This window comes from Streptomyces nogalater, from assembly GCF_039532885.1.
Lineage (GTDB): Bacteria > Actinomycetota > Actinomycetes > Streptomycetales > Streptomycetaceae > Streptomyces > Streptomyces nogalater.
On sequence record NZ_BAAASM010000054.1, the window covers coordinates 66,275 to 93,243 of the forward strand.

Sequence of the window (26,969 nt, forward strand, 5' to 3'; positions counted from 1 at the left end):
ATCCGGAGCCGCTGCCCCAGCGGCACCTGCTGTCCTGAGCCGCTACCCCCGCAGTGCCTCGAACGCCTCCCGCCCCGCCGCCCCGATCGCCAGGTCGATGTCCGGCGCCAGCCCCGCGCGGCGGGTCGCGCGGGTGAGCGCCGCCATCGCCACCCGCTCCCCGGACTCCGCCTCGACGACCCCGATCTCGTGCCGCAGATGCAGGAACGTGCCGGTCTTCCCGCTCCACCGCAGCGTGTCCGCGCGCAGTTCGCCCGCCAGCCGCTGGGTGAAGACCTGGTGCCCCATCAGCCGGCGCAGCTCGGCCGTCGCCGCGGGCGTGGCGATCTCGTCGCGCCACACCCGCTGGAGCAGGCCGACCAGCGCCGCGGCCGTACCCGCGTTGGCGTGCGCCGGGTCCAGGGTCTCGATGGTGTGCCGGCCCGTCCCCTCGTCCCGGACGGCCAGCTCCAGGGCGAGGGAGAAATCGTTCCCGGCGGCGCCGGCCGCGCACTCGTACAGGTGGTTCATCCGGTGCCGCACCCGGATCCCGTCGCACCCCCACTCGCGCAGCCGCGCGTCGGTCCGCGCCGCCGGCACCAGGTCGAACAGCGCGTCCGCGGCGGCGTTGTCGCTCACCGACAGCATCAGCAGGAGCAGATCGCCGACGGCCACGGTGGCCGGGTGCCGGAAGGCGGCGAGCCCGGTGGGACCGACGCTGCTGGCGCGGGGGTCCACCGTCACCGGGCGGGCCGGGTCCAGCTCCCCGGCCGCGATCCGGTCCAGCACGACCAGGGCGAGCGGGACCTTGGCCACCGACGCCAGCGGCACCGGCTCGTCCGCGTCGAAGCCGAGCTGCTCACCGGTGTCCAGGTTGCGGGCCAGGAAGGAGCCGCGGACGCCCAGCGCCGCCCAGTCCCCGGCGATGGCCTCGGCGACGTCCCGCAGGGCACCGTCGCCGCCGGTGTACACCGGGTGGTGCGCCGTCGCGCTCATCCGCGTGCCGCCAGCCGTGCGGGGGCGTCCGCGCGCCCGGCCTCCGGCTCCGGCCCGCCCCGGTGGGTCACGGCGCCCACGGCCGAGGCGAGCAGCGCGGCCAGCCAGCCCGGCACGGCCGCCGCGCCGTCCCGGTCCGGGGCGGCGCTCACGTCGTAGCCCCGGTGCAGGGCGCGGTCGGCCAGCGGGGTCCAGTGGGCGCCGTGCTGCCGGGCGAACGGTTCGGCGCACAGCAGCAGCGCGTGCCCGGCGAGGGTCTCGGCGAGCGCGGTGGCCGCCGGCCCGGCCGGCCGGATCCGCTCCTCGGGCAGCCCGGCGCGCGCGGCGGCCCGCGCCAGCCGGTCCTCGAAGTAAGGCACTTGGTCCTCCGTCAGCAGCAACAGGGGCGGAGCGGCGGCATGTCCGGCGCCCCGGCCGCGGCGAGGCCGCAACTCCTCCAGGTGGAGCGTGCGCCGCGCGACCGTGCCGTCTGCGACCGGTGCGGACGCCAGCCCCAACGGCACGCGGAACGCGGCCTGTTCCGGCGCGGTGCGCACCAGCGCGTACCCGAGCGAACCATCCGCAAGCCCCGACGCCCGTTCCAGGGGCGGCAGTTCCCGGAAGCCGAGGGTGACCCCGTGTTCGGTGCCGGCGCGCAGGGCCCGGGCCAGCGCGGCCGGGGCGCAGTCCGCGGGGACGCCGACGGCCCGCACCCGCGAGCGCCGGGCCGAGCGGGCGACCTGCCGCAGCCGTTGCGCCCGGTCCAGCACGTCGCGGGCGTAGGGGAGCAGCAGCACCCCCAGCTCCGTCGTCGCGATCTGCCGCCGGGACCGGTCGAACAGCGGGCCGCCGAAGTACTCCTCCAGCGTCTTGACGCGGCGGCTGAGCAACGGCTGGGCGATGCCGAGCCGGTCGGCGGCCCGGGAGAAGCCCGCCTCCTCGGCCGTCGCCACATACGCCTCCAGGTGTGCCAGAAGATCCACCCGGCACTCATATCAATAAGGCATGGGACCTGCAAAGTTTCCTCTTGGACATGGGTACCCCTTCGCTGTTTCGCTGTCCTCGTCGCCGGCACGGACCGGCACCGACGACGTACGTTCCGGGAGGAGTACGCCCATGTCCCGCACGCCCATCTCCAGCACACCCATGTCCCATACGCCCTCGACCGATACGATCACGCCCGCCACGGCCGAGCCGCCCGCCGGCGGTCCCGCGTCGCCGGCGCGTCGCCGCCTGCTGCGGACCGGCCTCGCCCTCACCGGCGCCGCCATGGCCGCGACGGCGGTGTCCGCGCCGGCCGCGTCCGCCGCCCCGGACACCGCCGCGCGCGCCGGCCGGGCCGAACTGGCCGAGCTGGAGCGGCGGTACGGCGCCCGGCTCGGCGTGTACGCGCGCAACGTCCGCACCGGGCGGAGCCTGGCCCACCGGGCGGGGGAGCGGTTCGCGATGTGCTCGACGTTCAAGGCGTTCGCCGCGGCGGCGGTGCTGCGCGACCACGGCGACCGCGCCCCGCTGGACCGGGTGGTGCACTACCCGCCCCGCGACATCCTGCCCAACTCCCCGCGCACCGAGGAGAATCTGGCGACCGGAATGACCGTGGCCGCCCTGTGCGCGGCGGCGATCCAGTACAGCGACAACGCGGCCGGCAATCTGCTGCTCCGGGAGCTCGGCGGACCGGCCGGGCTCACCCGCTTCCTCCGGTCGCTCGGCGACACGGTGAGCCGGCTCGACCGGTGGGAGCCGGAGCTGAACACCGCGATCCCCGGGGACGTGCGGGACACCACGACACCCGAGGCGATCGCCGTGAGCCTGGAGCGCCTGACCCTGGGCCGGGCGCTGCGCAGGGCCGACCGGGAGCGGTTCACCGGCTGGCTCAAGGGCAACACCACCAGCGCGGAGCGGTTCCGCAAAGGGCTGCCACCCGCCTGGGTCGTGGCGGACAAGACCGGGACCGGGGACTATGCGACCGCCAACGACATCGGCGTGGCCTGGACGACCCGGGGGACCCCCGTGGTGCTGGCCGTCCTGTCGGACAAGAGCGCCCCCGACGCCCCGGTGGACCAGGCGCTGATCGCCGAGGCGGCGGCCGTCGTCGCCCGCACCCTCGCCCCCGGCGAGTAGCCGCGCCCTCGATTCAGCATCCTGAATACTAATCATGTACACGACCATTGACGTGTACATGAGCACTCCCTACCGTCGGGAAGGTCCAGAGGGAAAGCGCTTTCCGGTCACTCTTCACCATGCCACGACCGGCCGCCGTGTTCACCCCTCTGGACCGCTCGCATCCGCACAGCCGAGCCGACCGCAGGGAGACAAGCCGATGCAACTGAGACCAGCCATCGCGTGCGCCGGGCTGCTGACCGGGGCGCTCGTCGCACTGTCCGGCACCACGGCCCAGGCCGTGACCACCCGGTACGAGGCAGAGAGCGCACCCGCGGTCTGCACCGGGACCATCGACTCCGACTGGACCGGCTACTCCGGCAGCGGATTCTGCAACGCCACCAACGCCTCCGGCGCCTACGCCCAGTTCACCGTGAACGCGGCGAGCGCCGGCACCGCGACCCTGAACATCCGCTTCGCCAACGGCTCGGCCGCCGCCCGGCCCGCGACCGTCGCCGTCAACGGCACCACGGCCACCACCGCCTCCTTCGAGGCCACCGGCGCCTGGGGCACCTGGGCGACCAGGACGCTCACCGTGCCGGTCAAGGCGGGCGGCAATACCGTACGCCTCACCCCGACCGCCGCCGACGGCCTGCCCAACCTCGACTACCTCGATGCCGACGTGGCCCCGGCGGCGACCGGCAGCGTGCTGTACGTGTCACCGGCCGGCACCGACGGCGCGGCCGGCACCGAGTCGGCCCCGACCACGCTCACCTCCGCCATCGGCCGGATCACCCCCGGCGGCACGATCTACCTGCGCGGCGGGACCTACCGCCCGTCCGCCACGGTCACCATCCCGGCCGACGGCGACGGCACCGCCGCCGCCCGTACCACCCTGACCGCCTACCCGGGCGAGAAGCCGGTCCTGGACTTCTCGGCGCAGACCGAGAGCCCGTCCAACCGGGGCATCCAGCTGTTCGCCGACTACTGGCGGCTGTACGGCCTCACCGTCGAGCACGCCGGCGACAACGGGATCTACGTCGGCGGCAGCCACAACGTCGTCGAGCGGGTGGTGACCGCCTACAACCGGGACACCGGGCTCCAGCTCGGCCGGGCCGCCTCCAGCACCCCCAGCTCCCAGTGGCCGTCGGACAACCTGATCGTCGGCTCCGAGTCGCACGACAACGCCGACTCCGACGGCGAGGACGCCGACGGCTTCGCCGCCAAGCTGACCACCGGCACCGGGAACGTCTTCCGCTACGACGTCTCCCACCACAACATCGACGACGGCTGGGACCTGTACACCAAGACGGACACCGGCGCCATCGGCCCGGTGACCATCGAGCACTCACTCGCCTACGGCAACGGCACGCTGAGCGACGGCACCGTCAACTCCAACGGCGACCGCAACGGCTACAAGCTCGGCGGCGACGGCATCCCCGTCGATCACGTCGTCCGGCACAGCATCGCCTACAAGAACGGCCACCACGGGTTCACCTACAACAGCAACCCGGGCAGCATGACGATCTCCGGCAACGTCGGTGTCGACAACACCGAGCGCAACTTCTCGTTCGACAAGGGCACGTCGGTGTTCCGCGACAACACCTCCTGCCGCTTCGCCGGCAGCGGCTCCAACGACAAGACGGTCGGCAGCGCCGACGGCTCCAACCAGTTCTGGGCCGGCTCCAACGGCTCCCGCTGCTCCTCGTACGCGGGCGCCCTCGGCTGGTCCTTCGCCTCCGACGGCCGCCTCGTGGTGACCTTCGGAGGCGGCGTCGTCAACCCGTAAGCGAGGTACGTCGGTTCGAGCACAGCGGGACGCCGTCCGGTACGGCGTCCCGCTTCCCGCTGTCTCAGCAGTGGGACTTGGTCTGGGTGAGCAGGCCGAGCCGCCACGGCAGGCTGTTGTAGTCACCGCTCGCGCCCGGGTCCATGCCCTGGTACAGGTACTGGAGCTTGCACGCGGGGATGGTCAGCGTCTGGTCGTAACCGGCGCGGATCATCTCGCCGTGACTGATGTCCTTCGTCCAGGCACCCGACGGGAAGGTCACGTTGTTCGCCCGGGCGAACGGATTGCTCTCGGAATCGGCCAGCGGGGTCCAGGACCCGGCCAGGCTGGAGGAGGTCCAGGAGCGGAAGTAGCGCCGGCCGTCGGAGCCGATCGCCTCCACCAGCATCAGGTACTGGTCGCTGCCCTTCACCTTGTAGATGTTGCTCGCCTCGAACAGGGCGTACCTGTCGGAGTCCTGGGCGGCGATGACGGTGTCGGTGAATCCGTTCGGGAACTGGCCGACGGTGGTCCGCGAGCGGTAGAGGTGCCCGTTGTCGTCGGAGGAGAACAGATAGCAGTCGGCGCTGTCGCAGATCACCCACATGTCGACCCAGTAGCCGTTGCCGATGTTCTGCTTGATGATGTCGGGCATGTCGGGGTAGAAGTCGCGCGGCGCGCTCCAGCCGTCGGGGTCGGAGATGTCCTTGTTGGTGGAGTACGACGCGTTGCCCGTCTGGTAGACCAGGTACCACAGCTTCTGCGGCGCGTAGTAGAACACCTGGGGCGCCGCCCGGTAGCCGCTGCCGATGGCCGTGCGGTCCAGGTAGTGGTGGGTGGCCGAGCCCGCCTGCGACCAGTCCTTGAAGCTCAGGTAGACGAGGTTGTAGCCGGAGGCGCTGGCCACGCTCGCGAACACGTGGTACTTGCCCTTGTAGCGGACGACGGAGGGGTCCTTGATCCCGGCGATCTCGTGCGTCGCGTCGGACTTGGGCGCGATCAGCTGCTTGCTGGAGGACCAGCTGAAACTCGACGGCAGCCCCTTGTGCGGGGCCGGGGCCGCGGCCGAGCCGCCGAGCGCGGACAGCACCGCGCCGTACGCGGCCTTCTTGTTGCCCGCGCCGTCGAACAGCAGCGGGTTCTCACCGCTGCGCCAGGAGTCGCTGTCGCGGATGCCCCACACGGTGATGCCGGTACAGCGGGCGACGCTCTTGCACGCCTTCACCGTGTCCGCGTACGCGGTGGCCGGTGCCTGTGCGATGTCCAGCTCGGTGATCTGCACGTCCACGCCGAGGGCGGCGAAGTTCGCCAGCGTGCTCCGGAAGCTCGCCGGCGGGCCGGAGGTGCCGAAGTGGCTCTGGAAGCCGACGCAGTCGAGGGGCACGCCACGGGACTTGAAGTCGCGCACCATGCGGTAGACGGCCTGGGTCTTGGCGTCCGACCAGTTCTCGATGTTGTAGTCGTTGTAGCAGAGCTTGGCCACGGGGTCGGCCGCGCGGGCGGTGCGGAAGGCGTCCTCGATGTAGCCGTCACCGAGGACCTTCTGGAAGACCGAGGCCCGGCGCGCCCCGGTGCCGTCGGCGAACGCCTCGTTCACCACGTCCCAGGCGTAGATCTTGCCCTTGAAGTGGGTCGCCTCGGCGGTGATGTGATCGCGCATCACGGTGCGCAGTGTGCCGGCGTCGGTGATCGAGCCGACCCAGCTCGGCAGTTGGGAGTGCCAGACCAGGGTGTGACCCCGCACCCGCTGCCCCTGCGCGACGGCACGGCCGACGATCTGGTCGGCGGCGGTGAAGGTGAAGGAGCCCCGGGTGCGTTCGGTGGCGTCCCACTTCATCTCGTTCTCGGGGGTGACCGCGTTGAACTCCCGGTCCAGGATCGTGCTGTAGGTGCCGTTGCCGAGCCTTCCGGCGGCCACCGCGGTGCCGAAGTACCGCCCGGACTGGGCGGCTTGGGCGCCGAGCGTGTCTGCCTGCACGGGAGCGGGCCGGGCGTCGGCCGTTCCGGCCACCGCGAGGGTGGCGGCGGCGAACGCGCCCATCAGGGCGACCAGGCGCCTGCCTGACCACGGGGGACGTTTCATGGTTCTCCTCGTACGACGATCGTTGCGGGCTGTCATGTCATGCGCCTGTCACTCCAGGAGCCCCATCTGTTCGGCATTGCGAACGATGATCGGCACTCCGGATGTCCGTGATGATAAGAGGGGTTACGGTGCCGTCAACACCCCTCGCATCATTCGAAGTTGACAACGAAACGTTTCGAGAAGGGTCAGCCGACAGGATCGTCCGGGGAGACGGGATGCGCCTCCAGGTCCGCCGCGGCCAGCAGGTCGGCGATCAGGTCCGCCGAGCCGCCGACGTAGGTGCAGGCCAGATCCACGTCACCGCCCAGCACCCAGGCGTGGTCCTGCGGCCACCACAGGTCGGGCAGCTCGGCGAACTCGTCCAGCGTGACCGGGGAGACGGCGTCGGCCAGCCGGCCCGCCAGCAGGACCTCCTCCCGGCCCGGCGTCCCGAACGTCGGGAAGCGGTCCCAGTCCCAGCGGCCGTACCCGTGCCAGAGCCCGAACCAGCACCGCTCGGGCGTGCCGGTGTGCCGGGCCAGCACGGGCAACAGCGCCTCGGCGACCTCGGGCGGAGTCGGCCCCTCGGCGGGGTGCTCGTCCCACACGCCGGGCAGGCCGGGGCCGGACCGGTCGAGGTGGTCCTGGTCCGCTCCGATGACCTCGTGCCAGCGGCTGCCCGGCGTCACCCGCGTCCCGTGCGCGGCGGCCACCGTCGACCAGCGCACCGGCCGCTCGCCGAGCCGGGCCGGGTGCAGGATCCGCGCGTAAGCCGCGAATCCCGGCGCGGCGACGCCCGCCACCGTGCCGAAGTCCCCCTGCCCGGGACCCTGTTCGGTGAGCCAGTCGGCGGGGGAGAGATCGGCGGCCCGCGCCCGCAGCCGTCCGTACCACTCGGGGGCGGGGGCCTGGTCCACCAGGGGAAAGTCGTTCACTGTCCCAGTGTGCGGCAGGCGGGCCGGGGCCCGGCGCCCCGGCCCGCCCGCACCGCGGGGCCGCGCCGGTTACGCGGGGCTGTCGTACGGGCGAGTGATGATCTCCATGCCGTGTCCGGCGGGGTCGGTGAAGTACAGGCCCCGCCCGCCGTGGTGATGGTTGATCTCGCCGGGCCGCTTGCCGTGCGGATCGGCCCAGTAGGTGATCCCGGCCGCCCGGATGCGGGCGAAGGCGGCGTCGAACACCTCCTCCGGGACGAGGAAGGCGTAGTGCTGCGTGACGATCGACTCCGCCGGGATCGTGGCGAAGTCCAGGGTCACCCCGTTGGCGGTGTGGACGGGGACGAACGGGCCCCACTCGGTCCCGGTCTCCAGACCCAGGACATGGGCCAGGAACTCGGCGGACTCCCGGTTGTCCCGGGCGTGGACGATGGTGTGGTTCAACTCGACTGACATGAGTGGAATGCCTCCGAGGGCATCTCACGGGCACCTCCATGCCTCACCCGGACGGTGACCGACACGCGATGCCGTACGGCGATCCTACCGGACCGCTGCCGCCGGTCCCCGGTGTGTCACATGCCCGCCGGTCACCGTCAACACCACCGGCGCGTCGGCGAGTTCGTCGGCGGGGGCGTGTACGGGGTCGACGGCCAGCGCGGTCAGGTCGGCGCGGAAGCCGGGCACGATCCGGCCGGCCACGGCGGCCTCCCCGGCGGCCGCCGCGGCGTGAGAAGTGCAGCCCTCCAGCGCCTGCGCCGCGGTGAGCCCCGGCCGGTGCGCGGCGGCGCCCTTGGGTCGGCGGGCCGTCGCCAGTACCGCCCGCACGTCGTAGTGCGCGATCGGCCAGTCCGAGCCGAGGGCGACCGTGGCCCCGGCCTCCCGCAGATCCCGCAGTCGCCAGGCGCGGGCGGCCCGCTCCCCGCCCAGCCGGCGCGACCACTCGTCGGTGCCGTCGTCGCGGGTGTAGCCGGTGTGCGGCGGCTGAAGTGAGGCCGCGACACCCAGCTCGGCGAAACGGGGCAGGAGTTCGTCGGGCGCGGTCTCGATGTGCTCGATCCGGTGCGCACCGCGGCCGCCCGGCCCCAGCGAGGCCACCGTGTCCAGGACATGCCGGACGGCGGCGTCCCCGATGGCGTGCGTGGCGGTGCGCACCCCGGCCGCGTGCAGGGCGCGGACGGCCTCGGCGTACGCGTGCGGGTCCGGCCAGAACGCGTCGGTGCCCTGCCCGTGGCAGTCGGGATGCTCCAGCCAGGCCGTGCCGCCCTCCACGGTGCCGTCCATGAAGAACTTCACCCCGCCGACCACCCAGTGCCGGCCGCCCCGGCCCTGCGCCTCGATCAGCTCGCGCAGGGCGTCGGCGTCCGCGCCCGGCATGCACCACGGCGCGAACCGCAGCCGCACCGGCAGCACCGTCTCCCGGGCCACCGCCTCCACCAGCTCCAGGTCCCCGCCGTCCATCACATGGGCGCCGGTCAGCCCGGTCGCGGCCATGGCGGACAGCAACTCCAGCAGCCGGGCCCGCCGCTCACCGTACGAGGGCCGGGGCACGACGCCGGTGACCAGGTCCATCGCCGCGTGCTCGACCAGATGCCCGGTGGGCCGTCCGGAGGCGTCGCACACCACCTGGGCACGCTGGTCGAAGGCGCGCGGCCCGGTCACCCCGGCGGCGGCCAGCGCGGGGCCGTTGACGAGGGCGGAGTGGCCGTCGTACAGGCGCAGGAAGGCCGGGGTGTCGCCCAGCACGTCCGCCACCAGGTCATGGTGGACCGGGTGGCCCTGGAACGCGTTGTGGTCCAGCCCGTAGCCGACCACCCAGCCCTCGGTCCGCTCGGCGCGGGCGAGCGCCGCGCGCAGCCCGGCCAGGTCCGTCACACCGGACAGATCGGTGCCGGTCGCCATGCCGAGCCCCCACACCGGGTGGCTGTGCGCGTCGGTCAGGCCCGGCACCAGGTGCGCGCCGTGCAGATCGGCGATCCCGGTGCCGGGACCGCGCCAGTCCCGTACGTCGTCCGCCGTGCCGACGGCCGTGATCAGCCCGTCGCGCAGGGCGACGGCCGTGGCGGCGGGGCGGGTGGGGTCCAGGGTGCGGATCCGGGCGCCGGTGAGGACGAGATCGGCAGCGGGCATGCGGTGAACTCCTTTGCGGAAGGGGGTCATTCGGTGGGCTCGGTGCCGAACGTGGCGTAGACGCCCGGGCGGTTGCGGCGCAGCCACCACGCCAGCGGCAGGCCGAGGACGAAGACGGCGGGCGCCGCGGTGACGAGCACGGCGTTCACGGCCCGCGGCGCACCGGTGAACAGGTCGATGTGGGAGACCACCAGCACGATCGCGGTCGCCAGCAGGACGGCCGCGAGGGCGGGGGCCAGCACCGTGCGCACCCGGCCCTCGGTGTGCCGTACCCGCCGGAAGTAGCGGAACACGGCGAGCGCGGCCAGCAGTTGGAGCAGCAGCAGGCCGATCATGCCCGGCGTGTTCACCCACAGCAGCAACTGCTGGTACGGGTCCGCGTCGGCGGCCCGGAACGCGAGGACGACCACGGCGCCGAGGACGGTCTGCGCCACGCCCGCGAGGTAGGGGGAGCGGTGCCGGGGGTGGACGCGGCCCAGCCGGCGGGGCAGCACGCCCTCCTCGGCCAGGGCCAGCGCGTAGCGGTTGATGGCGTTGTGGAAGGCGAGCAGCGAGGCGATGACGCTGGTGACGATGAAGACGTGCATCAGGCCGGCGGCCCAGCCGCCCACATAGGTGGTGATCGCGGTGAAGAAGAGCCCGGCCGGGTCCTCCCCGGCGGCCCGCACGACCCGGTCGTCCCCGAACGCCTGGACGGCGATCCACACGGTGAACGCGTAGAACAGGCCGAGGAAGCCGACGGCCGCGTAGGTGGCGCGCGGAACCGTGCGCGCCGGGTCGCGGGCCTCGCGGCGGTAGATGACGGTCGACTCGAAGCCGGTGAACGCGGCGAACGCGAAGGCGAGGACGGCCGCCGTGCCCGGCACGAACACATGGGCCGGGGCGAGCGAGGACAGCGACAGGCCGTGTGCGCCGCCCCGCACCAGCACCCCACCCGCGAGCAGTACGAGTATCCCGGTCTCGGCGACCAGCAGGACCCCGAGGACCTTGGCGCCGAAGTCGATCGAGCGGTAGCCGCCGTAGCCGATCAGCACCAGGCCGGCCAGGGACACGGGCAGCCACGGGGCGTCGGTGCCGAAGAGGGCGTGCACGGTGTCGCGGGTGGTGGTGGCGAGGAGGCCGTAGACACCGATCTCCATGCCGTTGTAGCCGACCAGGGCGAGCAGGGCGGCGCCGACCCCGGCCGGGCGGCCCAGGCCCCGGGTGATGTACGCGTAGAACGCGCCGCCGCTGGTGACATGGCGGCTCATGGTGGTGAAGCCGACGGCGAAGACGGCGAGGGTCAGCCCGGCCAGCAGATAGCCGACGGGCGCGCCGACGCCGCCCAGCAGGAGGGCGAGCGGGGCGACCCCGGCCATGACGGTCAGCGGCGCGGCGGCGGAGACGACGAAGAAGGCGATGTCGGCGGTGCCGAGGGTGCCGGACCGGAGGCCGGGCGCGTCGGACGGCGCGTCCTCCCCCGGGAGTTCGGCGGTGGTCACGGACATGCGGGAGGCCCTTCTGGCGGCGGAGGGGAGGGGGTCCCGGTGGTGGGGCAGCCGGGTTCGCGGGGCGCCGGCGGGCGCGGCCGGGGTGGGCCGTCCGCACCGGCGTCTCACGGGTGCACGAGGGGATGGCGGGCGCCCGGAGCCGTAAACCTAAAGGCTTTCGGTTTCCGCAATGTAACCTGCCGTCGGGCATCCGGGAAGACCTCAGGGGGACGCTGACCATGGGACGGCCGCGCACACCGCTCCTCGACCGCGAACGCATCACCACCACCGCGCTCCGGCTCATCGACGAGACCGGCGACTTCACCGTGCCGCGGATAGCCCGCGGGCTCGGCGTGCAGACCGGCTCGGTGTACCACCACGTGGACGGCCGCGACGGCATCGTGGAACTGCTGCGCGAACACGTCTGCGCCGCCATCGACCCGGCCACCTTGGACCTGACCCCCTGGGACGCGGCCATGGAGGCGTGGGCGCGGTCCTACCGGGCCGCGTTCGCCGCCCACCCCCGGGTGATCCCGCTGCTGATGACCTCGCCCGTCCGCGCGCCCCGGGTCCTCGCCCAGTACGAACGCGCGGTGGGCGTCCTGCTCGCGGCAGGCTTCGAGCCGGCCGGGATCATGCCGCTGATCGTCGCCCTGGAGAACCTGGTGCTGGGCTCGGCCCTCGATCTGGCCGCCCCCGAGGCGATGTGGGAGCTGGCGGACGGCACCCCGACCCCGCGCCTGGCCGAGGCCCTCGCGGCGGCGGGCGACAGCCGCGCCGACCGCGCCTTCGAGGTGGGCCTGACCGCCTTCCTGAACCACGCCCGGGCCCTGCGGGAGGGGCGGTAGCCGGTCCGGAAGCAGCCGGACGGCTCCCAGCCGGGCCCCGGGTCCTTCCGGCGGCGGGCGGGCCGCCGGGACGGCGTCTGCGCTCAGCGGGCCGGGATCAGGTCGCCGGTCAGCGGCACCTCCGGCCGGTCCGTGTTGTTCACCACGGCCAGGCGGGGGCCGGCCGGCTCCGGGTGCCACTGGCCGCCCACCAGGGGCAGCAGCGCGATGTTCGGGGTGGGCCCGGCCGTCCAGTCCAGCGGGCCCGCGATGGTGTCGAGCCGGGCGCGGGCGACGGCGTCGGCGACCGAGGCGCGGTCGGCCGGGTCGGCGGCCGTGGCCAGGGCGTGGTGCGCGGTCTCCAGCAGGGCGTGCGCGAGGCCCAGCGGCTGGAGCCAGGAGTCGCCGGTGTCCTCCTCGTAGGCGTGGGCCAGCTCGGCGCACGTGCTGCCGTCCAGGCTGGAGCGGTAGGGGTGGACGGGGCTCCAGTAGACGAGCGTGGCCACCCGCGCGTCACCGAGTTCGGCGTGCACGTCGGGGGCGGGGCTGCTCTGGGTGTGCGGATAGGTCAGCCAGCGTGAGCAGGTGATCAGCCGGGGCCGCAGGCCCGCCTCGCGGGCCTGACGGTGGAAGAGGGCGAGGTCGGCGGCGGTGGACGCGCTGGTGACCAGGTCGGCGCCGTGCTCGCGCAGACGGGCGGCCTGGGCCCGCAGGTCGGTGGCCGGCTCGTGGTAGGCGCCGAGGTCGGTGAGCGTGTGGCCGCGCCCGGACAGCGCCGCCTCGAAGCCGTACCGCTCGTGCCGCAGCAGCCGGCCCTGGAGGTCGTCGTTCCACAGGCAGCCGACATCGGCCCGGGGCGTGATCTGCTCCCACATCCCGGCGAAGACCCGGGCGATGTCGTCTAGGCCCCAGGCGAAGTGGTACGTCCACCGGAACCGGTGCGCGGGACCGGCGCCCCGCGCGTGCACATACGCCTGCCAGGGGAACGTCGTCGACACACACGGCACCCCCGCCTCCTCGCAGGCGTCGGCGACGGCGGGCAGCACCCGTGTGCCGGCCATGGTCAGCACGATGTGGGCGCCGTCCTCGTCCGCCAGGTCCCGCACCGCCTGCCGGGCCGCCCCGGGCTCCGAGCGGCTGTCCCGTACGGCGACGGTCACCTCGTGGCGCCGGCCGCCGTTGCGGACGTGCGCGAGGTGCGGAGCCAGCGCGCGCAGTACGTAGGAGAGCGGTGCCCCGAGCGGGGCCAGCCGCCCGGTCAGGGGAGCGACGACGCCGATGCACAGGGGAGAGGGGGCCATGGTGCGTGTCCTTTGCGGGGGTGCCTGCCGTGCGGTGCCGGATCACCGGGGACAACGACGAAGCGGAACATCGGCTTCGGTCCCGTGGGGTGAAAGAACCCCTGTGCGGAGGGCGCCGGCTGTACGAGTTTCCCAGTACCGGCAGTAACATGATCACCTTGTTCCGGGTGTACCAGTCAGTCAACTTGGCGCCGTCCCCGGACGCGCCCTGCCCGGAGAAGTCCATGTCATCTGCCAATGACGCGTTGGAAAACGCGCGCTTCACCTACGAACAGCACATGAACACGTGCCGTCAGTGCCATGCCGACGCCGCGCCCTGCGCCGTGGCCAAGCATCTGCTGCGCCTGTACAACCTCGCCCGCCGGGACGCGATGCGGGCCGCCGGCCCGGACGCGCCGACCGCCTGAGGGGAACGGACGCTTTTCACCCGCCGCGAGGCGGGAACCCGGCCGCCTGTCCCGTCCGCGACAGACACAGGAGGCCACCGTGACGGACCAGCACGGTGACCGGCCCGATCCGGTCACCCAGCACGCCCGCCCCGACTTCCCCTCCCAGGATCAGCCCCACCCCGGCTGGACCGGCCCCATGGACCCGCCGCCCGACCACGGCGAGGAGTCCTACCGCGGTGCCGGCCGGCTCGACGGGCTCCGGACCGTGATCACGGGAGGGGACTCCGGCATCGGGCGGGCGGTGGCGCTCGCCTTCGCCCGCGAGGGCGCCGACGTGCTGTTCACCCACCTCGCCGAGGAGGAGGACGAGGCGCGCGAGACCGCCCGCCTGGTCGAGGACGCCGGCCGCAAGGCGGTCGCCGTGTCCTGCGACATCAGGGAGGAGGACAACTGCCGCGCCTTGATCGCGCGGGCGGTCGACGAGTTCGGCCGTATCGACGTCCTCGTCAACAACGCCGCCTACCAGATGGCCCAGCCGGACGGCATCGAGGCCATCAGCACCGAGCAGTTCGACCGGGTGCTGCGGACGAACCTGTACGGCATGTTCTGGCTGACCAAGTTCGCCCTGCCGCACATCCCGGCCGGCGGCTGCGTCCTCAACACCACGTCCGTGCAGGCCTATCAGCCCAGCCCGCCTCTGCTGGACTACGCGATGACCAAGGGCGCCATCGTCACCTTCACCCACGGGCTGGCCCAGATGGTCGCCGAGCGCGGCATCCGGGTCAACGCGGTAGCGCCGGGTCCGGTGTGGACCCCGCTGATCCCCGCGACCCTGCCCGACACCGCGGAGTTCGGCAAGCAGAGCCCGCTCGGCCGCCCGGCCCAGCCGGCCGAACTGGCCCCCGCCTACGTCTACCTCGCCTCGCCCCAGGCGAGCTACATCACCGGCGAGATCCTCAACGCGACCGGCGGCACCCCGCTGCCCTGACCGGCGGGCGGTCAGCCCGGGAACGGCGGTTCGGCCGGCAACTCCCGCAGCCACTCGGCGCTCTCCGCCGCCCCCGGCGCGGTGCCGGGGGCGGCCGGGAACATCCGGCCCCAGGAGGCGGCCCGGCCCAGTGCGCTCAGCCGCCAGGCGAGATGGGCCGCACGCCGTAGCCGGGCCGTCGTGCGGCCGTCGCCGGTCCACGGCTCCAGATAGGCGTCGAGCAGCCGGGGCAGCACCTCGGGCCCGTAACGGTCGCGGGCCCGCTCGGCGGGGACGCGCAGGCTGCAGAACGGGTGGGTGACGGCGGCGTCGCCCCAGTCGAAGAAGGTGAACCGGCCCGGTGCTGGCCGCAGCAGCTGGCCGTCGTGCAGATCGGCGTGGTCCAGCGTGTCCGGGATGCCGACGTCGGCCAGTTCGGCGCACCAGTCCACCAGCCGGGGCCGCAGCGCCGCCAGCCGGGTGCGCTCTTCCGGGCCGAGCGCGGTGTTCGCGGCGAGCAGCCGGTCGAACACGCCGGGCAGGTCGGCGGTCCGCGCGGAGGGCACCCCGAGCTGCTCGATGTCGGCGGCGTACGCCACCAGGTCGCGCTGCATCCCGGCGTACTGCCCCAGCAGCGACTCCCACTCGCTCGGCTCGACCGGCTCGCGGTCGAGCACGGCCCGGAACAGCTGCCCGCCGTCCGGGAGCAGCGACCAGCCGCGCCGGGCGTCGACGGCCAGCGGGTCGAGCACCTGCCCCGGCACCCAGCGGGCCAGGGCGGCGGTCAGCGGGCCCTCGAACGCGGCGCTCGGCGGATTCGCCTTGAACCAGACGGCGCCCTCCCCGGCGACGGGCACCCGCACGAGCACCGACCACGGCCGCAGCCGCACCCGGAGCGGCCCGTCCACGCCGAGCCCCCGCTCGGTGAGATGTCCGCCCACCCAGTCCAGCACCGCCGCCCGCCACGACTCCGTCTCCCAGGGGGTCACGGCGTCCGGGTACGCTCCCCGGTCCACCACCGCCATGTGTTCGTCTCGCATCGCCCCATACCAGCAGCGGGTACAAGGCTGTGGCCAGCGATTTTTCCCGGGCCGAGCGCGGGCGCGTCAGTCCTTCACGGCCCCGCCCAGGCCCGAGACCAGGCGCCGCTGGACCAGGACGAAGAAGACCAGGACCGGGATCGTCATCACCGTGGACGCCGCCATGACACCGCCCCAGTCCGGGTCGTCGGGTTTGTAGAACACCAGCAGGGCCATCGGCAGCGTCGACTGCGAAGTGTCGCTGATGATGAAGGACTTGGCGAACAGGAAGTCGTTCCAGGCGGAGATGAAGGAGAACACGCTCGTGGCCACCAGGCCCGGCAGGACGAGCGGGAGCAGGATCCGCCACAGGAACCGCGCGCGGCTCGCGCCGTCGAGGTAGGCGGCCTCCTCCAGGGACTCCGGGACGGCCCGTACGAACCCGCGCAGCATCCAGACCGCGAACGGCAGCGAGAAGGCGATGTGCGGCAGGATCAGCGAACCCAGCGTGTTCAGCAGGCCGAAGTCCCGCATCAGGAAGAACAGCGGGATGGTGAGCGCTTCCACCGGCACCATCTGGGCCACCAGGAACATGATCAGCAGGGTGGTCCGGAAGCGGAACCGGAAACGCGTCACGGCGGTCGCGGCGAGGAACGCGATCAGCGCGGAGGCGACGACGACACTCCCCGCGACGAGGAGGCTGTTGACGAAGTACCGGCCGAAGTCGTGCTGTTCGAACACGCGCCGGAAGGAGTCCAGGGTGGGGGAGGTCGTCCAGGGCCGTGGCTCGGTGGACTCGATCTCCCCGGCCGGTCTGAAGGCGCCGAGCAGCATCCAGTACAGGGGGAAGGCGACGACCGCGGCGACGAGGAGCGCGGTCGCCTCGGCGGCCAGCCGCCAGGGGCGCCGTACCGGAAGGCGTACGCGGCTCACAGTTCCTCCCCTTGGCGGCGCAGCAGCCGCAGGTATCCGAGGGTGACGGCCAGCAGGAGCAGCAGCATCACGACGCCGATCGCCGAACCGAGGCTGTACTGCGAGGACGCGAACGCCTTCTGGTAGGCGTAGACGTTCAGCACCAGGTTCTGGCCGGCGATGCCGCCGCCGCCCGTCATCACATAGATCTGGGTGAACACCTTGAAGTCCCAGATCACCGACTGGACGGTGACGATGCCCAGGATCGGCCGCAGTATCGGCGCCAGCACCGAGCGCCAGATCCGCCACTGCGAGGCGCCGTCCAGGGCGGCGGCCTCCAGCACCTCGGCGGGTACGGCGCGGATCCCGGCGTAGACCGTGATCATCACGAACGGGAAGGAGCACCACACCACTTCGAGCAGCACCAGCAGGAACGCGCTGTAACGGCCGTACGTCCAGGAGTGGTCGCCGAGCCCGAGGAGGCGGTTGACCGGGCCGAAGTCGGGGTCGAAGAGGAACAGCCAGACGGTGGAACCGGTGATCGTCGGTGTCGCCCACGCCCCCAGCGCGGCCAGCAGCAGCGCGAGCCGGGGCAGCGCGCGGACCCGGGTGAGCAGGACGGCGAGCGCGCAGCCCACCGCGAGCGTGCCCACCACACAGGCCGCCGCGAAGCCGACCGTCGCCAGCAGCACCTGCCCGAACTGGTCGTCGGCGAACAGGTCGGTGTAGTTGGCCAGGCCCCTGAAGCGGGTCGCTTCGCCGCCGCTGACCTGGGCCTGGGTGTACTCCAGGAACGAGATCAGCCCGAGCTGGTAGACCGGGTAGACCAGCAGGGCGCCGAGGACGGCGAGGGCGGGCGCGAGATAGAGCCAGGGGGTCCAGCCCCCGCGCGGACGGGGGCCCCGGCGGTGCTTGGAGGGCGCCGCCGTCCGTGCGCCGCTCTTCGTACGGTCCCGCCGGGCGGGGGCCACCGTCGTGCCGCCCTCCGCCACAGGCGCCGCGTTCGTCGTCCGCCTCATCCCGCGGACCCGAACGCGTCGTCCATCTTCTTCGCCGCGTCCGCCGAGGCGTCCGCCACGTCCTTCCGGCCGCTGACGATCTCCTGGAACATGGTCGGCAGCACCAGCGAGGAGTCGATCTGCGCCCAGGCGGGCGTGACCGGCACGAACCTGGTCCCGGCGGCGAGGGTGTCGACGAACGGCTTCACGAACGGCTCCCTGGCGGCGGCCTGTTGCCGTACGTCCGTGAAGGTCGGCAGGAAGCCCATCGCGTCGAAGAGCCGTCCTTGCGTCTTCTTCGAGGCGAGCCGTTTCATCAGGTCCACGGCGAGCGTGCGGTGTGACGTGCTTTTGAGGACCCCGATGTTGTTGCCGCCCGCGAAGGCCGGCGCGATCGAGCCGGCCCGCACTCCGGGCAGCGGGGCCACCGCGTACTTCCCCTTGGCCTTCCCGGCGTCCACGGCGGCGTGGCTGAAGTTCCCGCCGATCGCCATGGCGGCCTTGCCCGCGGTGAACGCGGTCACCGTGTCGTTGCCGGTCATGCTCGCGCACTTGGCGGCGGGGCAGTTGTCGTCGCCGAACAGGGAGGTGTACGCCTCGATGCCCTTGCGGGCGGCGGGGCCGCCCAGGGCGGAGGCGTACCCACCGCTCTTCTCGGTGGCCAGGTCACCGCCGTTGGCCCAGAGGAACGGCAGCGCACCGTAGGTGTAGGCGCCCCCGACGGCCAGGCCGTACAGATCGGGCCGGGCGGCGCGGATCCGCTTCGCGGTGGAGATCAGCTCGGCCTGCGTCCTCGGTACCCGCAGCCTGAGTTGGCGGAAGACGTCGGTGCGGTAGTACAGCGCCCGGATGCCGACGAAGTACGGCGCTCCGTAGACCCTGCCGTCCACGGTGACCGAGCGCCGGGCGGTGGGGTCGGTGTCCCGGGACTCGCTCCAGGCGTCGAACTCCCGGGTGACATCGGCGAGTCCGCCGTCCTTCACATAGCCGGCGGTGTCGGTGTTGCCGTACTCGATGACGTCCGGTGCGGACCCGGGGTCGTTGAAGGCGGCCTTGACCCGCTGGGCCCGGGTCTCGACCGGGATGTACTCCACGGTGACCTCGGCGCCCCGGTGCGCCTTCTCGAAATCGGCGAGGACCGCGTCGACGACGCGCTGCTTGGGCTGGTTGTCGACCTCCTGGAAGAGCCAGACGCGCAGGGTGCCGGTCTTCTCGTCCTTGCCGGAGGAGGAGGTGCCGGAGGTCTGCGGCGCGCAGGCGGTGGCCAGGACGGCGGCGAGCGCGGTGAACCCGGCAAGACGGACGGACAGCTTCATGGACCGCTCCTCCGATGAGGCGTTGCAGCATGCGCAATGATGGTTTCGCTGTGCACAACGCCTCGGAGGCTAGAGGCTGCGATCACACGCCCACAAGAGGTCTCCACCACTCTGTGACCAGCCGACGCACACCGTGCAACGCCCAAGCGGACAAAGCGCCCGGAAGGTGCGTCAGCGCACCGGGAAACCGAAGGAGTACCCCTGCTCCTTCAGCCAGGGCAGCAGGGTGCGCAGCGCCGTCACCGTCTGCGAGCGGTCGCCGCCCGCGTCGTGGAAGAGGATCGTCGGACCGTTGGCCAGCTCGCCCTTGACCGTCGCGACGATCGCCTCGCCGCCCGGCCGCTGGAAGTCCTTGGAGTCGACGTTCCAGCCCAGGGGCCGCATCCCGTGCGAGGCCGCCAGCTTCCGGCTGTAGGGGGTGAAGGCGCCGCCCGGGGCCCGGTAGTACATCGGCCGCACCCCGCCCGACGCCTTGGTGATCTGCCGTTCCGCGTCGACGATCTGCCGCGCCTGGTAGGACTCGGACTTGTGGTCCATGCCGGTGTCGTGCGCCACCGTGTGGTCGCACAGCCGGTGACCGGCGGCCACCACCTGCCGCACCAGATCGGGGTGGGCCTCCGCCTGGGGCCCGACCATGCAGAACGTCGCCTTCACGCCGTTGTCCCGCAGCAGTCGCAGCACCTGCGGGGTCCAGACCGGGTCCGGGCCGTCGTCGATGGTGATGTTGACCGCGTGCGCGCCCCCGTCGGAGGCGTGGACTATCGAGGGGGACACGGGCGCCGCCTTCGGCGCGGCGGGCCGGGCGGAGGCACCCGGCGCGGCCTCCCCGCCCCCGCTCTGACCGGCCTGTGCCGACCACACCGACGTGACGGCGGCCACCGCCGTCACCCCGACCGCCGCCGCGATCACCCGGCCGTACCAACCCCGTCCGCCATGCCGTGCCATGTCCGTCCCGCCCCTGATGTGTCCGTTGTGCCGATCGGTCTCTCGTGCACCTGGCAGGACGGTCCGGAACGATCACGGGATCCGGCTGTTACGGATCACGGACAATTCCGAGGCGCTTTGGCGACAGTCGCCGCCGTGCGGGGCCGGAAATCGCCCGTCGTTCCGTCACGACTGTTGATGCGCGGGTGCACCACCCCGTCCAATAGCCGTCACCGGCGGCGGTCCGCCGCCGGTGACGGACGTACGCATGTGGGGGGTTGGGGAGACAGTGCGTCATTCCGGAACACGCACCGGGCGATCGGCGGCAGGACCGAGAACCCGGCCGAACGGCTTATCCGGTGCGGCGGCGCTCGTGGGCGCCGCCGCACTCGTCGTCTCGGCGGCCACCGCGGCACCGGCGGCACCCGCGACGGCCGAGCCCGGTCCGCCCGTGCTGACCGCGCCCGGGGCGGACACCGCGACGCCCGCGCTGGTGGACGGCATCCGGGAACAGGCACCGGCGGCCCGCACGGCGGCGGACGCCGCCCGCGCCCACCTCGCCGCCCGCGAGGACCGCTACCGGATCGCCGACCCCGGACGCGACCTGAGACCCGCCGGCACCCTCACCTCGGGCGGCCGGGAGACCGTACGCCTCCAGCAGACCCACCACGGGGTCCCGGTGCTGGGCGGGCAGTACCTCGTCCGCATGGAGCGGCGCGACGGCCACCGGGTCGTCACCGGCACCTCCGGCCGGTACTTCACCGGACTGCGCACCGGCACGACCGCCGGCATCGACGACACCCTGGCCGTGGAGCGGGCCGTCGACGCCGTACGACGGGACCTCACCGCCCGCGACTTCGGCGCGGACCCGGACGACGAGGAGGCGGGCGGCGCGCTCACCGGAACCTCCCACGGCCTGGTCGTCGTACCCCACGGAACCGGCGTGCTGACCCGGCACATCACCGTGCGCGGTACCGGCCCGGCCGGCGGCGAACCGGTGCTGCGCGAGGTGTACATCGACGCCCGGGCCGGCTACCCCGTCCTCCAGTACAGCGGGATCCGCACCTTCACCGCCCCCACCACGGCCCCGGGAAACGCGGCCCGCGCCCTCGCCGGCGAGGCCGCGCCCGGCACCACCGGCAGCGGCGTCCGGCTGGACGGCACCACCGTCCCGCTCGCCGTCACCCACGACGACACCCGCGACGCCTACGTGCTGCGCGACCGCACCCGCATTCAGGGCGACCCCGACCGTGTGCTCGCCACCTGGGACGCGCGCGGCCACTGGGCGAGCGACCTGTCCGGCGCCTGGCCCGAGGACCTCCGGGAAGTCGCCTCCCCCACACCGGAGTTCGGCGCCGACGCCACCGAGTCCGGCGCGGTCGACGCGCACTGGGCGGCCGGCCAGGTCTACGACTACTACCGGACCAGGTTCGGCCGGGACAGCCTGGACGGACACGGCATGACCGTCAACTCCCTGGTCGGTGCCACCGATTACGGGCAGCCGTACGTGAACGCCTTCTGGGACGGCCGGAAGATGGTCTACGGCTCCGGCGACGACGAGTACCGGCCGCTGTCCGCCGCCCTGGACGTGGTCGGCCACGAGATGACCCACGGGGTGATCGCGACCTCCGCCGACCTGGTGTACGCGGGCCAGTCCGGTGCCATGAACGAGGCCATCGCCGACTACTTCGGCAACGCCATCGAGGCCGACATCCGCCGGCTGCCCATGGACGACCCCGACTCCGGGCTCATGGGCGAGACCCTGTGCCGCACCAGGAACCCGCGCGACTGCGCCTTCCGCGACCTCGACGACGGGCGTACGACGGCCGGTTCCTTCCTGGGCGTCGGCTTCGGCACCGACAACGGCGGCGTGCACCTGAACTCCACCATCTTCGCCGGCGCGCTCTGGGACATCCGCGCGGAGATCGGCCCCGAGCTCGCCGACGCGGTCGTCTACAAGGCGCTCACCGAGTACCTCACCCCGCTCGACGGCTTCACCCAGGGCCGGGACGCGGTCGTCGCCGCCGCCGGACAGCTGGGGGTCCGGGGGCGCGACCTCACGGCCGTCCGGAAGGCGTTCACCGCGCACGGCATCGTCCCGCACTGGGAAAAGGCCCTCGGCATCGACTCCGACGTGCTGCTCTCCCGGGTCGTCACCTACGACTCCCACCTCGGCGCGGGCGGCGGCTGGTGGGCCGCCGCCCGGTCGGACGAGTCCGGCGCGGAGCCGTACTCGGTGTGGGCAGGCCGCACCGACGGCAAGGGGCAGCTCAAGCTGATGAGCCCCAACGACGGCCGCTACCACGTCAATCCGGCCACCGACGGCACGACGGTGGTGTGGCAGGCCCATGGGCCCACCGGCGTGGACATCCTCGCCCGGCCCCTGGCGGGCGGACCGGTACGCACCCTGTGGCACGGCCGCAGCGCCGGCACGGCCCTCGGGGTCGACGGTGACACCGTGACCTTCGCCTACCACAACCACGGCGGCCGGGCCGGCGTGGCCTACCTGAGCCTGAAGGACCCGGCGGCCGTCGTCACCATCGGCGGCGGCACCTACCACCGGGCGACCTTCCCGTCCGTCGGCCACGGCAGGATCGTCTACCAGGACCGGCAGCGCGTCCGCGCGGAGTACGAGTCCACCACCCGGCTGATCGACGTGGCCACCGGCGAGGAGACGGTACTCCAGCGGGCCGCGCCCCGGACCACCCTCGGGCCGACGGCCATCACCGCCGACCACGTCTACTGGCTGCTCGACGCCGTCGGCCAGGACGGCACCACCGCCCTGCGCCGCGCCGCGCTCGACGGTGCGGACGTCACCGACCTCAGCCCGGAGACCGGTCCCGGCGCCCTGAACGTCTCCGAGGTGACGGCCGGCGCGGACGCGGTGACGATGACCGCCCGCACGCCCGGAACCGAGCTCTCCAACGCGGCGCTGTCCAAGCTCTGGCAGTTCACCCCGGACCCCAAGGGCGACGGCACCCGTCGCGCCCGGGTCTCCTGCAACCGGGGCGAGCAGCTCTCCGCCGCGGCGGCCGGCGGCACCCGGGTGGTGTGGCTGGACGCGACCACCGGCACCGGTGACGTGGTGACCCGGGCCCGGCCCAGCGGCACCTGCGCCTGATCCCTCCCTACGGCGCCGGCGCACCCGCTCGGGGCGGGTGCGCCGGAAGAGGGGACCGCGTGGGACCGCGGTTGCCCACCGCGGCTACCAGTAGTGGCGACGGCCGCCGACCGCGTGGCCCATGGACCCCAGGATCCACAGGATGGCTCCCACCACCAGCAGGATGATGCCGATAGTCCACAGGATCGAGATGCCCGTGACGAAGCCGATGATGAGCAGGATGATGCCGAGGGCGATCATGGCGTGCCTCCAGCGGGTAGTGGTGCTCCTGGCCACCGGGTGCCCCGAACGCGGCGAAAATCGCATCCCGAGCCGTAAAAATTTCGCGTAACGGGATGATCGGTACCGGATGCGGCGACGGCGCCAGCGGGTCAAGACGGTCCGTGTTTCAAAAGTTCGGTCCGCAATGTTGATTTCTGGTTGCGGCGGCCTCACATTACCTATCGGTAGAACTCCTCGGTAATCCCTCCCGGCGCGCCCGTGGCACCGGTATGCCCGTGCGTCCCGTGTCCTCCCCGGAAGGGAGAATGTCATGCCCATGCCAAGACTGCGCCGTGTCCTCACCGCGGCGTCCGCGGCCCTCGGCACCCTGGCCCTCGGACTCGGCGCGGCCCCCGCCCAGGCCGCCCCGAGCCTCGACTACGCGGCCCTCGGCGACAGTTACAGCGCCGCGTCCGGCGTACTGCCCATCGACCTCGGCAGCCCGCTCTGTCTGCGGTCCACCGCGAACTACCCGCACGTCATCGCCGACCGCACCGGCGCCCGGCTGACGGACGTCACCTGCGGCGCCGCCCAGACCAAGCACTTCACCGAGTCCCAGTACCCCGGCGTCGCACCCCAGGCCGACGCGGTCACCGCGGACACCGACCTGGTGACGCTGACCATCGGCGGCAACGACAACGGCACCTTCATCAACGCCGTGACCGCCTGCGGCACCGCGGGCGTCCTCAGCGGCGGCCAGGGCAGCCCGTGTAAGGACAAGTACGGCGCGTCCTTCGACGACGAGATCGACGCCAAGACCTATCCGGCGCTGAAGGCCGCGCTCGGCGCCGTCCGGGCCAAGGCACCGCACGCCCGGGTGGCCGTGCTCGGCTACCCGTGGATCACGCCCGCCAAGGCCGACCCGTCCTGCTTCGTCAAGCTCCCCCTCGCCGCGGGTGACGTGCCCTACCTGCACTCCCTCCAGGCCCACCTCAACGCCGTGGTCCGGCGCGCCGCCGAGGAGACGGGGGCCGTGTACGTGGACTTCGCCGAGGCCTCCACCGGGCACGACGCCTGTCAGCCCGCCGGCACCCGCTGGATCGAGCCGCTGCTGTTCGGGCGGAGCGTCGTCCCGGTCCACCCCAACGCCCTCGGCGAGCGGCGCATGGCCGAGCGCACCCTGAGCGTCCTCGGCCTCGGCTGACCCGGCGTCGGCCGGCCGGCCCTCCGTCCGGGGCCGTGGGTCAGGCGTCGGCGAGCAGCGGGTCGTACGGGGTCGAACGGGCCCGGCCCGACATGAAGGACAGGAAGTCCCGGACGAACGCGCCGCGCGGATAGGTGCCGTCGGTACCGGCCAGGTCGCGGCCGAAGCCCCGGCGGAACAGCGCCCGGTACTCGGCCGCGTCGACGCGCTGGTCACCGTTGGTGTCGGTGACGTCGAAGAGGACCTCGGCGACCCGGATCAGGGCGGGGCCGGCGAGCGACGGCACGGCCTCGGCGTACTCCTGACGGCTGACGCGGCCGTCGCCGTCGGTGTCCAGCGCCGCCTGGAGCTCCCGCCACCAGTCGGCGAAGGCGTCGTACAGCCGGGTCTCCGCCGGCTCGTCCAGGTCGAGACGGCCGGCGAGTTCCCGGGCCATCGCGGCGAGGTCGGGCCAGTCCACATAACCGTCCCCGGTCTGGTCCAGCACCGTGGCGAAGAACTCCTCCGCGTCGCGCTGGACACCGGTGCCCACGCTGGTGCCCGCGCCGGGGTCCGGCTCCGGGGGCAGCGGTGTGAGCAGCCGGACCAGGGCGCCGGCCCGCCGCATCCGGTCCCGCAGCGCCCGCAACGTCCGGGCCCGGGGGTCGTCGCTGTCGGGGGAGAGGGCGAGCAGGTCCAGCACCGTCTCGGTCCGCAGCCAGCCCTGTGGGAGGAACCGGGCGAGGCCGACGCCCAGATAGGCGCTCTGCATCAGCGTCCGGTCACCGGGCAGTTCGGGCAGCCCCGCCCGGCGGCGGAACGGCTCCGGGAGGGACGCCACCGTGACCACGCCGATGACCGGCCCGACGAGCGCGCGGCCGGCCGCCCACAGCGTGGGCAGACCGTGCAGCAGCGGCGGCGCGGGCAGATGGTCGAAGAGCCGGTAGAGGATGATGCGCATCGCCTCCGTGTGCTCCAGCTCCTCCTCCACCACCCGTTCGTAGTACGGCCAGAACTCGTGGACCGTGGGCGGAAGGTGCCGGGCGTCACCGTCCAACGCGGCCAGATAGCCCCGGAACTCGCCGTACAGCTCCTCCATGGCGTCCTGCTCCAGCGGCTGCCCGCTGAGCCGGCACATCGCGACGCTGCTCTCGAAGAGGGTCGCCACCACCCAGGCGCGCACCGCCGGGTCCATCGCGTCGTAGGGGCGCTCGCGCGCGTCGGTGCCGCTGATCCGGGCGTGCAGCCGGTTGAGCCGCGCGGCCTCCTTGCGCCGCGCCTCCTCGTCGGAGCCGGACATGCGCTTCAGGCTCGTGATGGTGTTGCGCAGCCGCCGCCACGGGTGGGTCACGAACGTCGAGTTGTCGGCCAGGGCCGCACCGATCTGCGGGTGCGCCGCCTCCAGCACGGTCGCCCGGATGACGGCCAGGGCCCAGCGCGGATCGTCGAAGAAGCCGCGGAACCGGCTGCCCAGGCCGAAGAGCTGGTCGGCGGGGGTGGTGTGCTGGGGCTCGTCGGCGCCCGTCTCGGTCACGGTCGTCCTGCTCCATTCGCGTTCGGCGCCGCGCCGCCGAAGCGGCGGTCGCGCTGCTGATAGGTGTGCAGACACTCCAGGAAGTGCGGGGCGCGGAAGTCGGGCCACAGGACCGGAGAGAAGATCAGCTCCGCGTACGCGATCTGCCAGAGCATGAAGTTGGAGACGCGCTGCTCGCCGGAGGTCCGGATGACGAGGTCCACGTCGGGGGTGTCGGGGAAGGGCAGGTGAGCGGCGAAGCACCGCTCGTCCACGGCCTCGGCGGGCACTTTGCCGCGGATCAGCGACCGTGCCGCGGCCACGATGTCCCGGCGCCCGCCGTGATCGAACGCCACGGTCAGCGTCATGCCCCGGTTCTCGGCGGTCAGCGTGGTCAGATCGGCGAAGTCCCGTGCCAGCGGCGGCGGAACGCGCGGATCACTCACCCCGAGGAACCGGCAGCGGATCCCCCGTGCGTGCAGCAACGGGGCGTGCTTGCGGACCGTGCGGCGGACCAGCCGCATCAGGAAGTCGACCTCGGCGCCGGGCCGTTGCCAGTTCTCCGTGGAGAACGCGTACAGGCTCAGCCACTCCACCCCGGCCGACCGGGCCGCCTCGATGACGTCGATCACCGTCGCCTCGGCCGCGCGGTGACCGGACGTACGCGGCAGCGACCGCCGTGCCGCCCAGCGGCCGTTGCCGTCCATCACGCACGCCACGTGCCGCGGCACGCTCCGCCGCCCCTGACCCGGGACCGGAGCGGAGGCGGCACCGCCCACGATTTCCTCCACCGTCACTCCTGCCCCCCAGCGGCGCCGAGCGGCCCCGCGCCGCCCCCGGCCCCGTCGGGTCGCGGGCCGGATCGTCCCCCGCAGACTGCCAG

Annotated in this window: 23 protein-coding genes; 7 read left to right on the top strand and 16 right to left on the bottom strand. The window is 73.1% G+C overall.

Annotated features, from left to right (window positions below):
- Positions 1–42: 42 nt before the first annotated feature.
- Positions 43–975 (bottom strand): serine hydrolase, encoded by a 933-nt coding sequence (locus ABD350_RS29655; RefSeq protein WP_344351835.1) that lies wholly within the window; start codon positions 973–975, stop codon positions 43–45.
- Positions 972–1,937 carry a LysR family transcriptional regulator gene (locus ABD350_RS29660; RefSeq protein WP_344351837.1) on the bottom strand — a complete coding sequence of 322 codons (966 nt, stop codon included), beginning with the start codon at positions 1,935–1,937 and terminating at the stop codon, positions 972–974. The genes ABD350_RS29655 and ABD350_RS29660 overlap by 4 nt, the downstream gene beginning before the upstream one ends.
- Before the next feature lie 133 nt (positions 1,938–2,070).
- Here ABD350_RS29660 and bla point away from each other — a divergent pair, with 133 nt between their 5' ends.
- Together bla and ABD350_RS29670 are read left to right on the top strand one after the other, a co-directional pair.
- Complete coding sequence (gene bla, locus ABD350_RS29665) at positions 2,071–3,075, top strand: class A beta-lactamase (RefSeq protein ID WP_425584206.1); 1,005 nt, start codon at positions 2,071–2,073, stop codon at positions 3,073–3,075.
- 199 nt (positions 3,076–3,274) lie between these two features.
- Positions 3,275–4,843, top strand: a complete 1,569-nt coding sequence (locus tag ABD350_RS29670) for a carbohydrate-binding protein (RefSeq protein ID WP_344351839.1) — start codon at positions 3,275–3,277, stop codon at positions 4,841–4,843.
- A gap of 64 nt (positions 4,844–4,907) precedes the next feature.
- On the opposite strand, the gene ABD350_RS29675 is transcribed toward ABD350_RS29670, so the two are convergent.
- From ABD350_RS29675 to ABD350_RS29695, 5 genes are all read right to left on the bottom strand, one after another.
- Positions 4,908–6,905 carry a glycoside hydrolase gene (locus ABD350_RS29675; protein ID WP_344351841.1) on the bottom strand — a complete coding sequence of 666 codons (1,998 nt, stop codon included), beginning with the start codon at positions 6,903–6,905 and terminating at the stop codon, positions 4,908–4,910.
- Between the two features lie 185 nt (positions 6,906–7,090).
- Positions 7,091–7,819 (bottom strand): hypothetical protein, encoded by a 729-nt coding sequence (locus tag ABD350_RS29680; protein ID WP_344351843.1) that lies wholly within the window; start codon positions 7,817–7,819, stop codon positions 7,091–7,093.
- A 69-nt stretch (positions 7,820–7,888) separates the two neighbouring features.
- Positions 7,889–8,275 (bottom strand): VOC family protein, encoded by a 387-nt coding sequence (locus tag ABD350_RS29685; protein ID WP_344351845.1) that lies wholly within the window; start codon positions 8,273–8,275, stop codon positions 7,889–7,891.
- 84 nt (positions 8,276–8,359) lie between these two features.
- The gene (locus ABD350_RS29690; protein ID WP_344351846.1) at positions 8,360–9,946 is read right to left on the bottom strand and encodes an amidohydrolase; all 1,587 of its coding nucleotides are present in this window, start codon (positions 9,944–9,946) and stop codon (positions 8,360–8,362) included.
- A 26-nt stretch (positions 9,947–9,972) separates the two neighbouring features.
- Positions 9,973–11,433: an APC family permease gene (locus ABD350_RS29695; RefSeq protein WP_344351847.1), complete on the bottom strand. Its 1,461-nt coding sequence runs from the start codon at positions 11,431–11,433 to the stop codon at positions 9,973–9,975.
- Positions 11,434–11,654: 221 nt separating this feature from the next.
- Here ABD350_RS29695 and ABD350_RS29700 point away from each other — a divergent pair, with 221 nt between their 5' ends.
- Complete coding sequence (locus ABD350_RS29700; protein ID WP_344351849.1) at positions 11,655–12,263, top strand: TetR/AcrR family transcriptional regulator; 609 nt, start codon at positions 11,655–11,657, stop codon at positions 12,261–12,263.
- Positions 12,264–12,346: 83 nt separating this feature from the next.
- Here the strand turns inward: ABD350_RS29700 and ABD350_RS29705 are convergent, their stop codons facing one another.
- The gene (locus ABD350_RS29705) at positions 12,347–13,543 is read right to left on the bottom strand and encodes an ABC transporter substrate-binding protein (RefSeq protein WP_344351851.1); all 1,197 of its coding nucleotides are present in this window, start codon (positions 13,541–13,543) and stop codon (positions 12,347–12,349) included.
- A 149-nt stretch (positions 13,544–13,692) separates the two neighbouring features.
- Here ABD350_RS29705 and ABD350_RS29710 point away from each other — a divergent pair, with 149 nt between their 5' ends.
- Complete coding sequence (locus tag ABD350_RS29710) at positions 13,693–13,950, top strand: hypothetical protein (protein ID WP_344351852.1); 258 nt, start codon at positions 13,693–13,695, stop codon at positions 13,948–13,950.
- Between the two features lie 79 nt (positions 13,951–14,029).
- Positions 14,030–14,920: an SDR family oxidoreductase gene (locus tag ABD350_RS29715; RefSeq protein WP_344351854.1), complete on the top strand. Its 891-nt coding sequence runs from the start codon at positions 14,030–14,032 to the stop codon at positions 14,918–14,920.
- Positions 14,921–14,931: 11 nt separating this feature from the next.
- Here ABD350_RS29715 and ABD350_RS29720 read toward each other — a convergent pair whose 3' ends face one another.
- The 5 genes from ABD350_RS29720 to ABD350_RS29740 all read right to left on the bottom strand — a co-directional run bounded on the left by ABD350_RS29720 (position 14,932) and on the right by ABD350_RS29740 (position 20,089).
- The gene (locus ABD350_RS29720) at positions 14,932–15,939 is read right to left on the bottom strand and encodes a phosphotransferase (RefSeq protein ID WP_344351856.1); all 1,008 of its coding nucleotides are present in this window, start codon (positions 15,937–15,939) and stop codon (positions 14,932–14,934) included.
- Positions 15,940–16,005: 66 nt separating this feature from the next.
- Positions 16,006–16,851, bottom strand: coding sequence for a carbohydrate ABC transporter permease (locus ABD350_RS29725; RefSeq protein WP_344351858.1), 846 nt, complete (start codon positions 16,849–16,851; stop codon positions 16,006–16,008).
- A complete protein-coding gene (locus tag ABD350_RS29730) occupies positions 16,848–17,849 on the bottom strand; it encodes a carbohydrate ABC transporter permease (RefSeq protein WP_344351860.1) in 1,002 nt (333 codons plus the stop codon). The genes ABD350_RS29725 and ABD350_RS29730 overlap by 4 nt, the downstream gene beginning before the upstream one ends.
- On the bottom strand, positions 17,846–19,144 hold the full coding sequence (locus ABD350_RS29735; RefSeq protein WP_344351862.1) for an extracellular solute-binding protein: 1,299 nt from the start codon (positions 19,142–19,144) through the stop codon (positions 17,846–17,848). Before ABD350_RS29735 ends, ABD350_RS29730 begins: the two co-directional genes overlap by 4 nt.
- Positions 19,145–19,315: 171 nt before the next feature.
- Positions 19,316–20,089, bottom strand: a complete 774-nt coding sequence (locus tag ABD350_RS29740; protein ID WP_344351864.1) for a polysaccharide deacetylase family protein — start codon at positions 20,087–20,089, stop codon at positions 19,316–19,318.
- 352 nt (positions 20,090–20,441) lie between these two features.
- On the opposite strand from ABD350_RS29740, the gene ABD350_RS29745 reads away from it, so the two are divergent.
- Entirely contained in the window at positions 20,442–23,189 is a 2,748-nt protein-coding gene (locus ABD350_RS29745) for a M4 family metallopeptidase (protein WP_344351866.1), read from the top strand.
- A gap of 84 nt (positions 23,190–23,273) precedes the next feature.
- On the opposite strand, the gene ABD350_RS29750 is transcribed toward ABD350_RS29745, so the two are convergent.
- Entirely contained in the window at positions 23,274–23,429 is a 156-nt protein-coding gene (locus tag ABD350_RS29750; RefSeq protein WP_318199813.1) for a DUF6131 family protein, read from the bottom strand.
- Between the two features lie 292 nt (positions 23,430–23,721).
- Between ABD350_RS29750 and ABD350_RS29755 the strand changes: the two genes are divergently transcribed.
- A complete protein-coding gene (locus tag ABD350_RS29755; RefSeq protein ID WP_344351868.1) occupies positions 23,722–24,594 on the top strand; it encodes an SGNH/GDSL hydrolase family protein in 873 nt (290 codons plus the stop codon).
- A 40-nt stretch (positions 24,595–24,634) separates the two neighbouring features.
- Here the strand turns inward: ABD350_RS29755 and ABD350_RS29760 are convergent, their stop codons facing one another.
- A complete protein-coding gene (locus tag ABD350_RS29760) occupies positions 24,635–26,107 on the bottom strand; it encodes an oxygenase MpaB family protein (RefSeq protein WP_344351870.1) in 1,473 nt (490 codons plus the stop codon).
- On the bottom strand, positions 26,104–26,793 hold the full coding sequence (gene uppS, locus ABD350_RS29765; protein WP_382466646.1) for a polyprenyl diphosphate synthase: 690 nt from the start codon (positions 26,791–26,793) through the stop codon (positions 26,104–26,106). Before uppS ends, ABD350_RS29760 begins: the two co-directional genes overlap by 4 nt.
- Between the last annotated feature and the right edge of the window lie 176 nt (positions 26,794–26,969).

Coding starts and splice junctions, on each gene's coding strand:
- ABD350_RS29720 (WP_344351856.1), bottom strand. CDS start 15,939: ATGCGAGACGAACACATGGCGGTGGTGGACCGGGGAGCGTACCCGGAC.
- bla (WP_425584206.1), top strand. CDS start 2,071: ATGTCCCGCACGCCCATCTCCAGCACACCCATGTCCCATACGCCCTCG.
- ABD350_RS29735 (WP_344351862.1), bottom strand. CDS start 19,144: ATGAAGCTGTCCGTCCGTCTTGCCGGGTTCACCGCGCTCGCCGCCGTC.
- ABD350_RS29700 (WP_344351849.1), top strand. CDS start 11,655: ATGGGACGGCCGCGCACACCGCTCCTCGACCGCGAACGCATCACCACC.
- ABD350_RS29690 (WP_344351846.1), bottom strand. CDS start 9,946: ATGCCCGCTGCCGATCTCGTCCTCACCGGCGCCCGGATCCGCACCCTG.
- ABD350_RS29730 (WP_344351860.1), bottom strand. CDS start 17,849: ATGAGGCGGACGACGAACGCGGCGCCTGTGGCGGAGGGCGGCACGACG.
- ABD350_RS29695 (WP_344351847.1), bottom strand. CDS start 11,433: ATGTCCGTGACCACCGCCGAACTCCCGGGGGAGGACGCGCCGTCCGAC.
- ABD350_RS29670 (WP_344351839.1), top strand. CDS start 3,275: ATGCAACTGAGACCAGCCATCGCGTGCGCCGGGCTGCTGACCGGGGCG.
- ABD350_RS29740 (WP_344351864.1), bottom strand. CDS start 20,089: ATGGCACGGCATGGCGGACGGGGTTGGTACGGCCGGGTGATCGCGGCG.
- ABD350_RS29755 (WP_344351868.1), top strand. CDS start 23,722: ATGCCCATGCCAAGACTGCGCCGTGTCCTCACCGCGGCGTCCGCGGCC.
- ABD350_RS29685 (WP_344351845.1), bottom strand. CDS start 8,275: ATGTCAGTCGAGTTGAACCACACCATCGTCCACGCCCGGGACAACCGG.
- ABD350_RS29750 (WP_318199813.1), bottom strand. CDS start 23,429: ATGATCGCCCTCGGCATCATCCTGCTCATCATCGGCTTCGTCACGGGC.
- ABD350_RS29710 (WP_344351852.1), top strand. CDS start 13,693: ATGATCACCTTGTTCCGGGTGTACCAGTCAGTCAACTTGGCGCCGTCC.
- ABD350_RS29655 (WP_344351835.1), bottom strand. CDS start 975: ATGAGCGCGACGGCGCACCACCCGGTGTACACCGGCGGCGACGGTGCC.
- ABD350_RS29705 (WP_344351851.1), bottom strand. CDS start 13,543: ATGGCCCCCTCTCCCCTGTGCATCGGCGTCGTCGCTCCCCTGACCGGG.
- uppS (WP_382466646.1), bottom strand. CDS start 26,793: ATGGACGGCAACGGCCGCTGGGCGGCACGGCGGTCGCTGCCGCGTACG.
- ABD350_RS29675 (WP_344351841.1), bottom strand. CDS start 6,905: ATGAAACGTCCCCCGTGGTCAGGCAGGCGCCTGGTCGCCCTGATGGGC.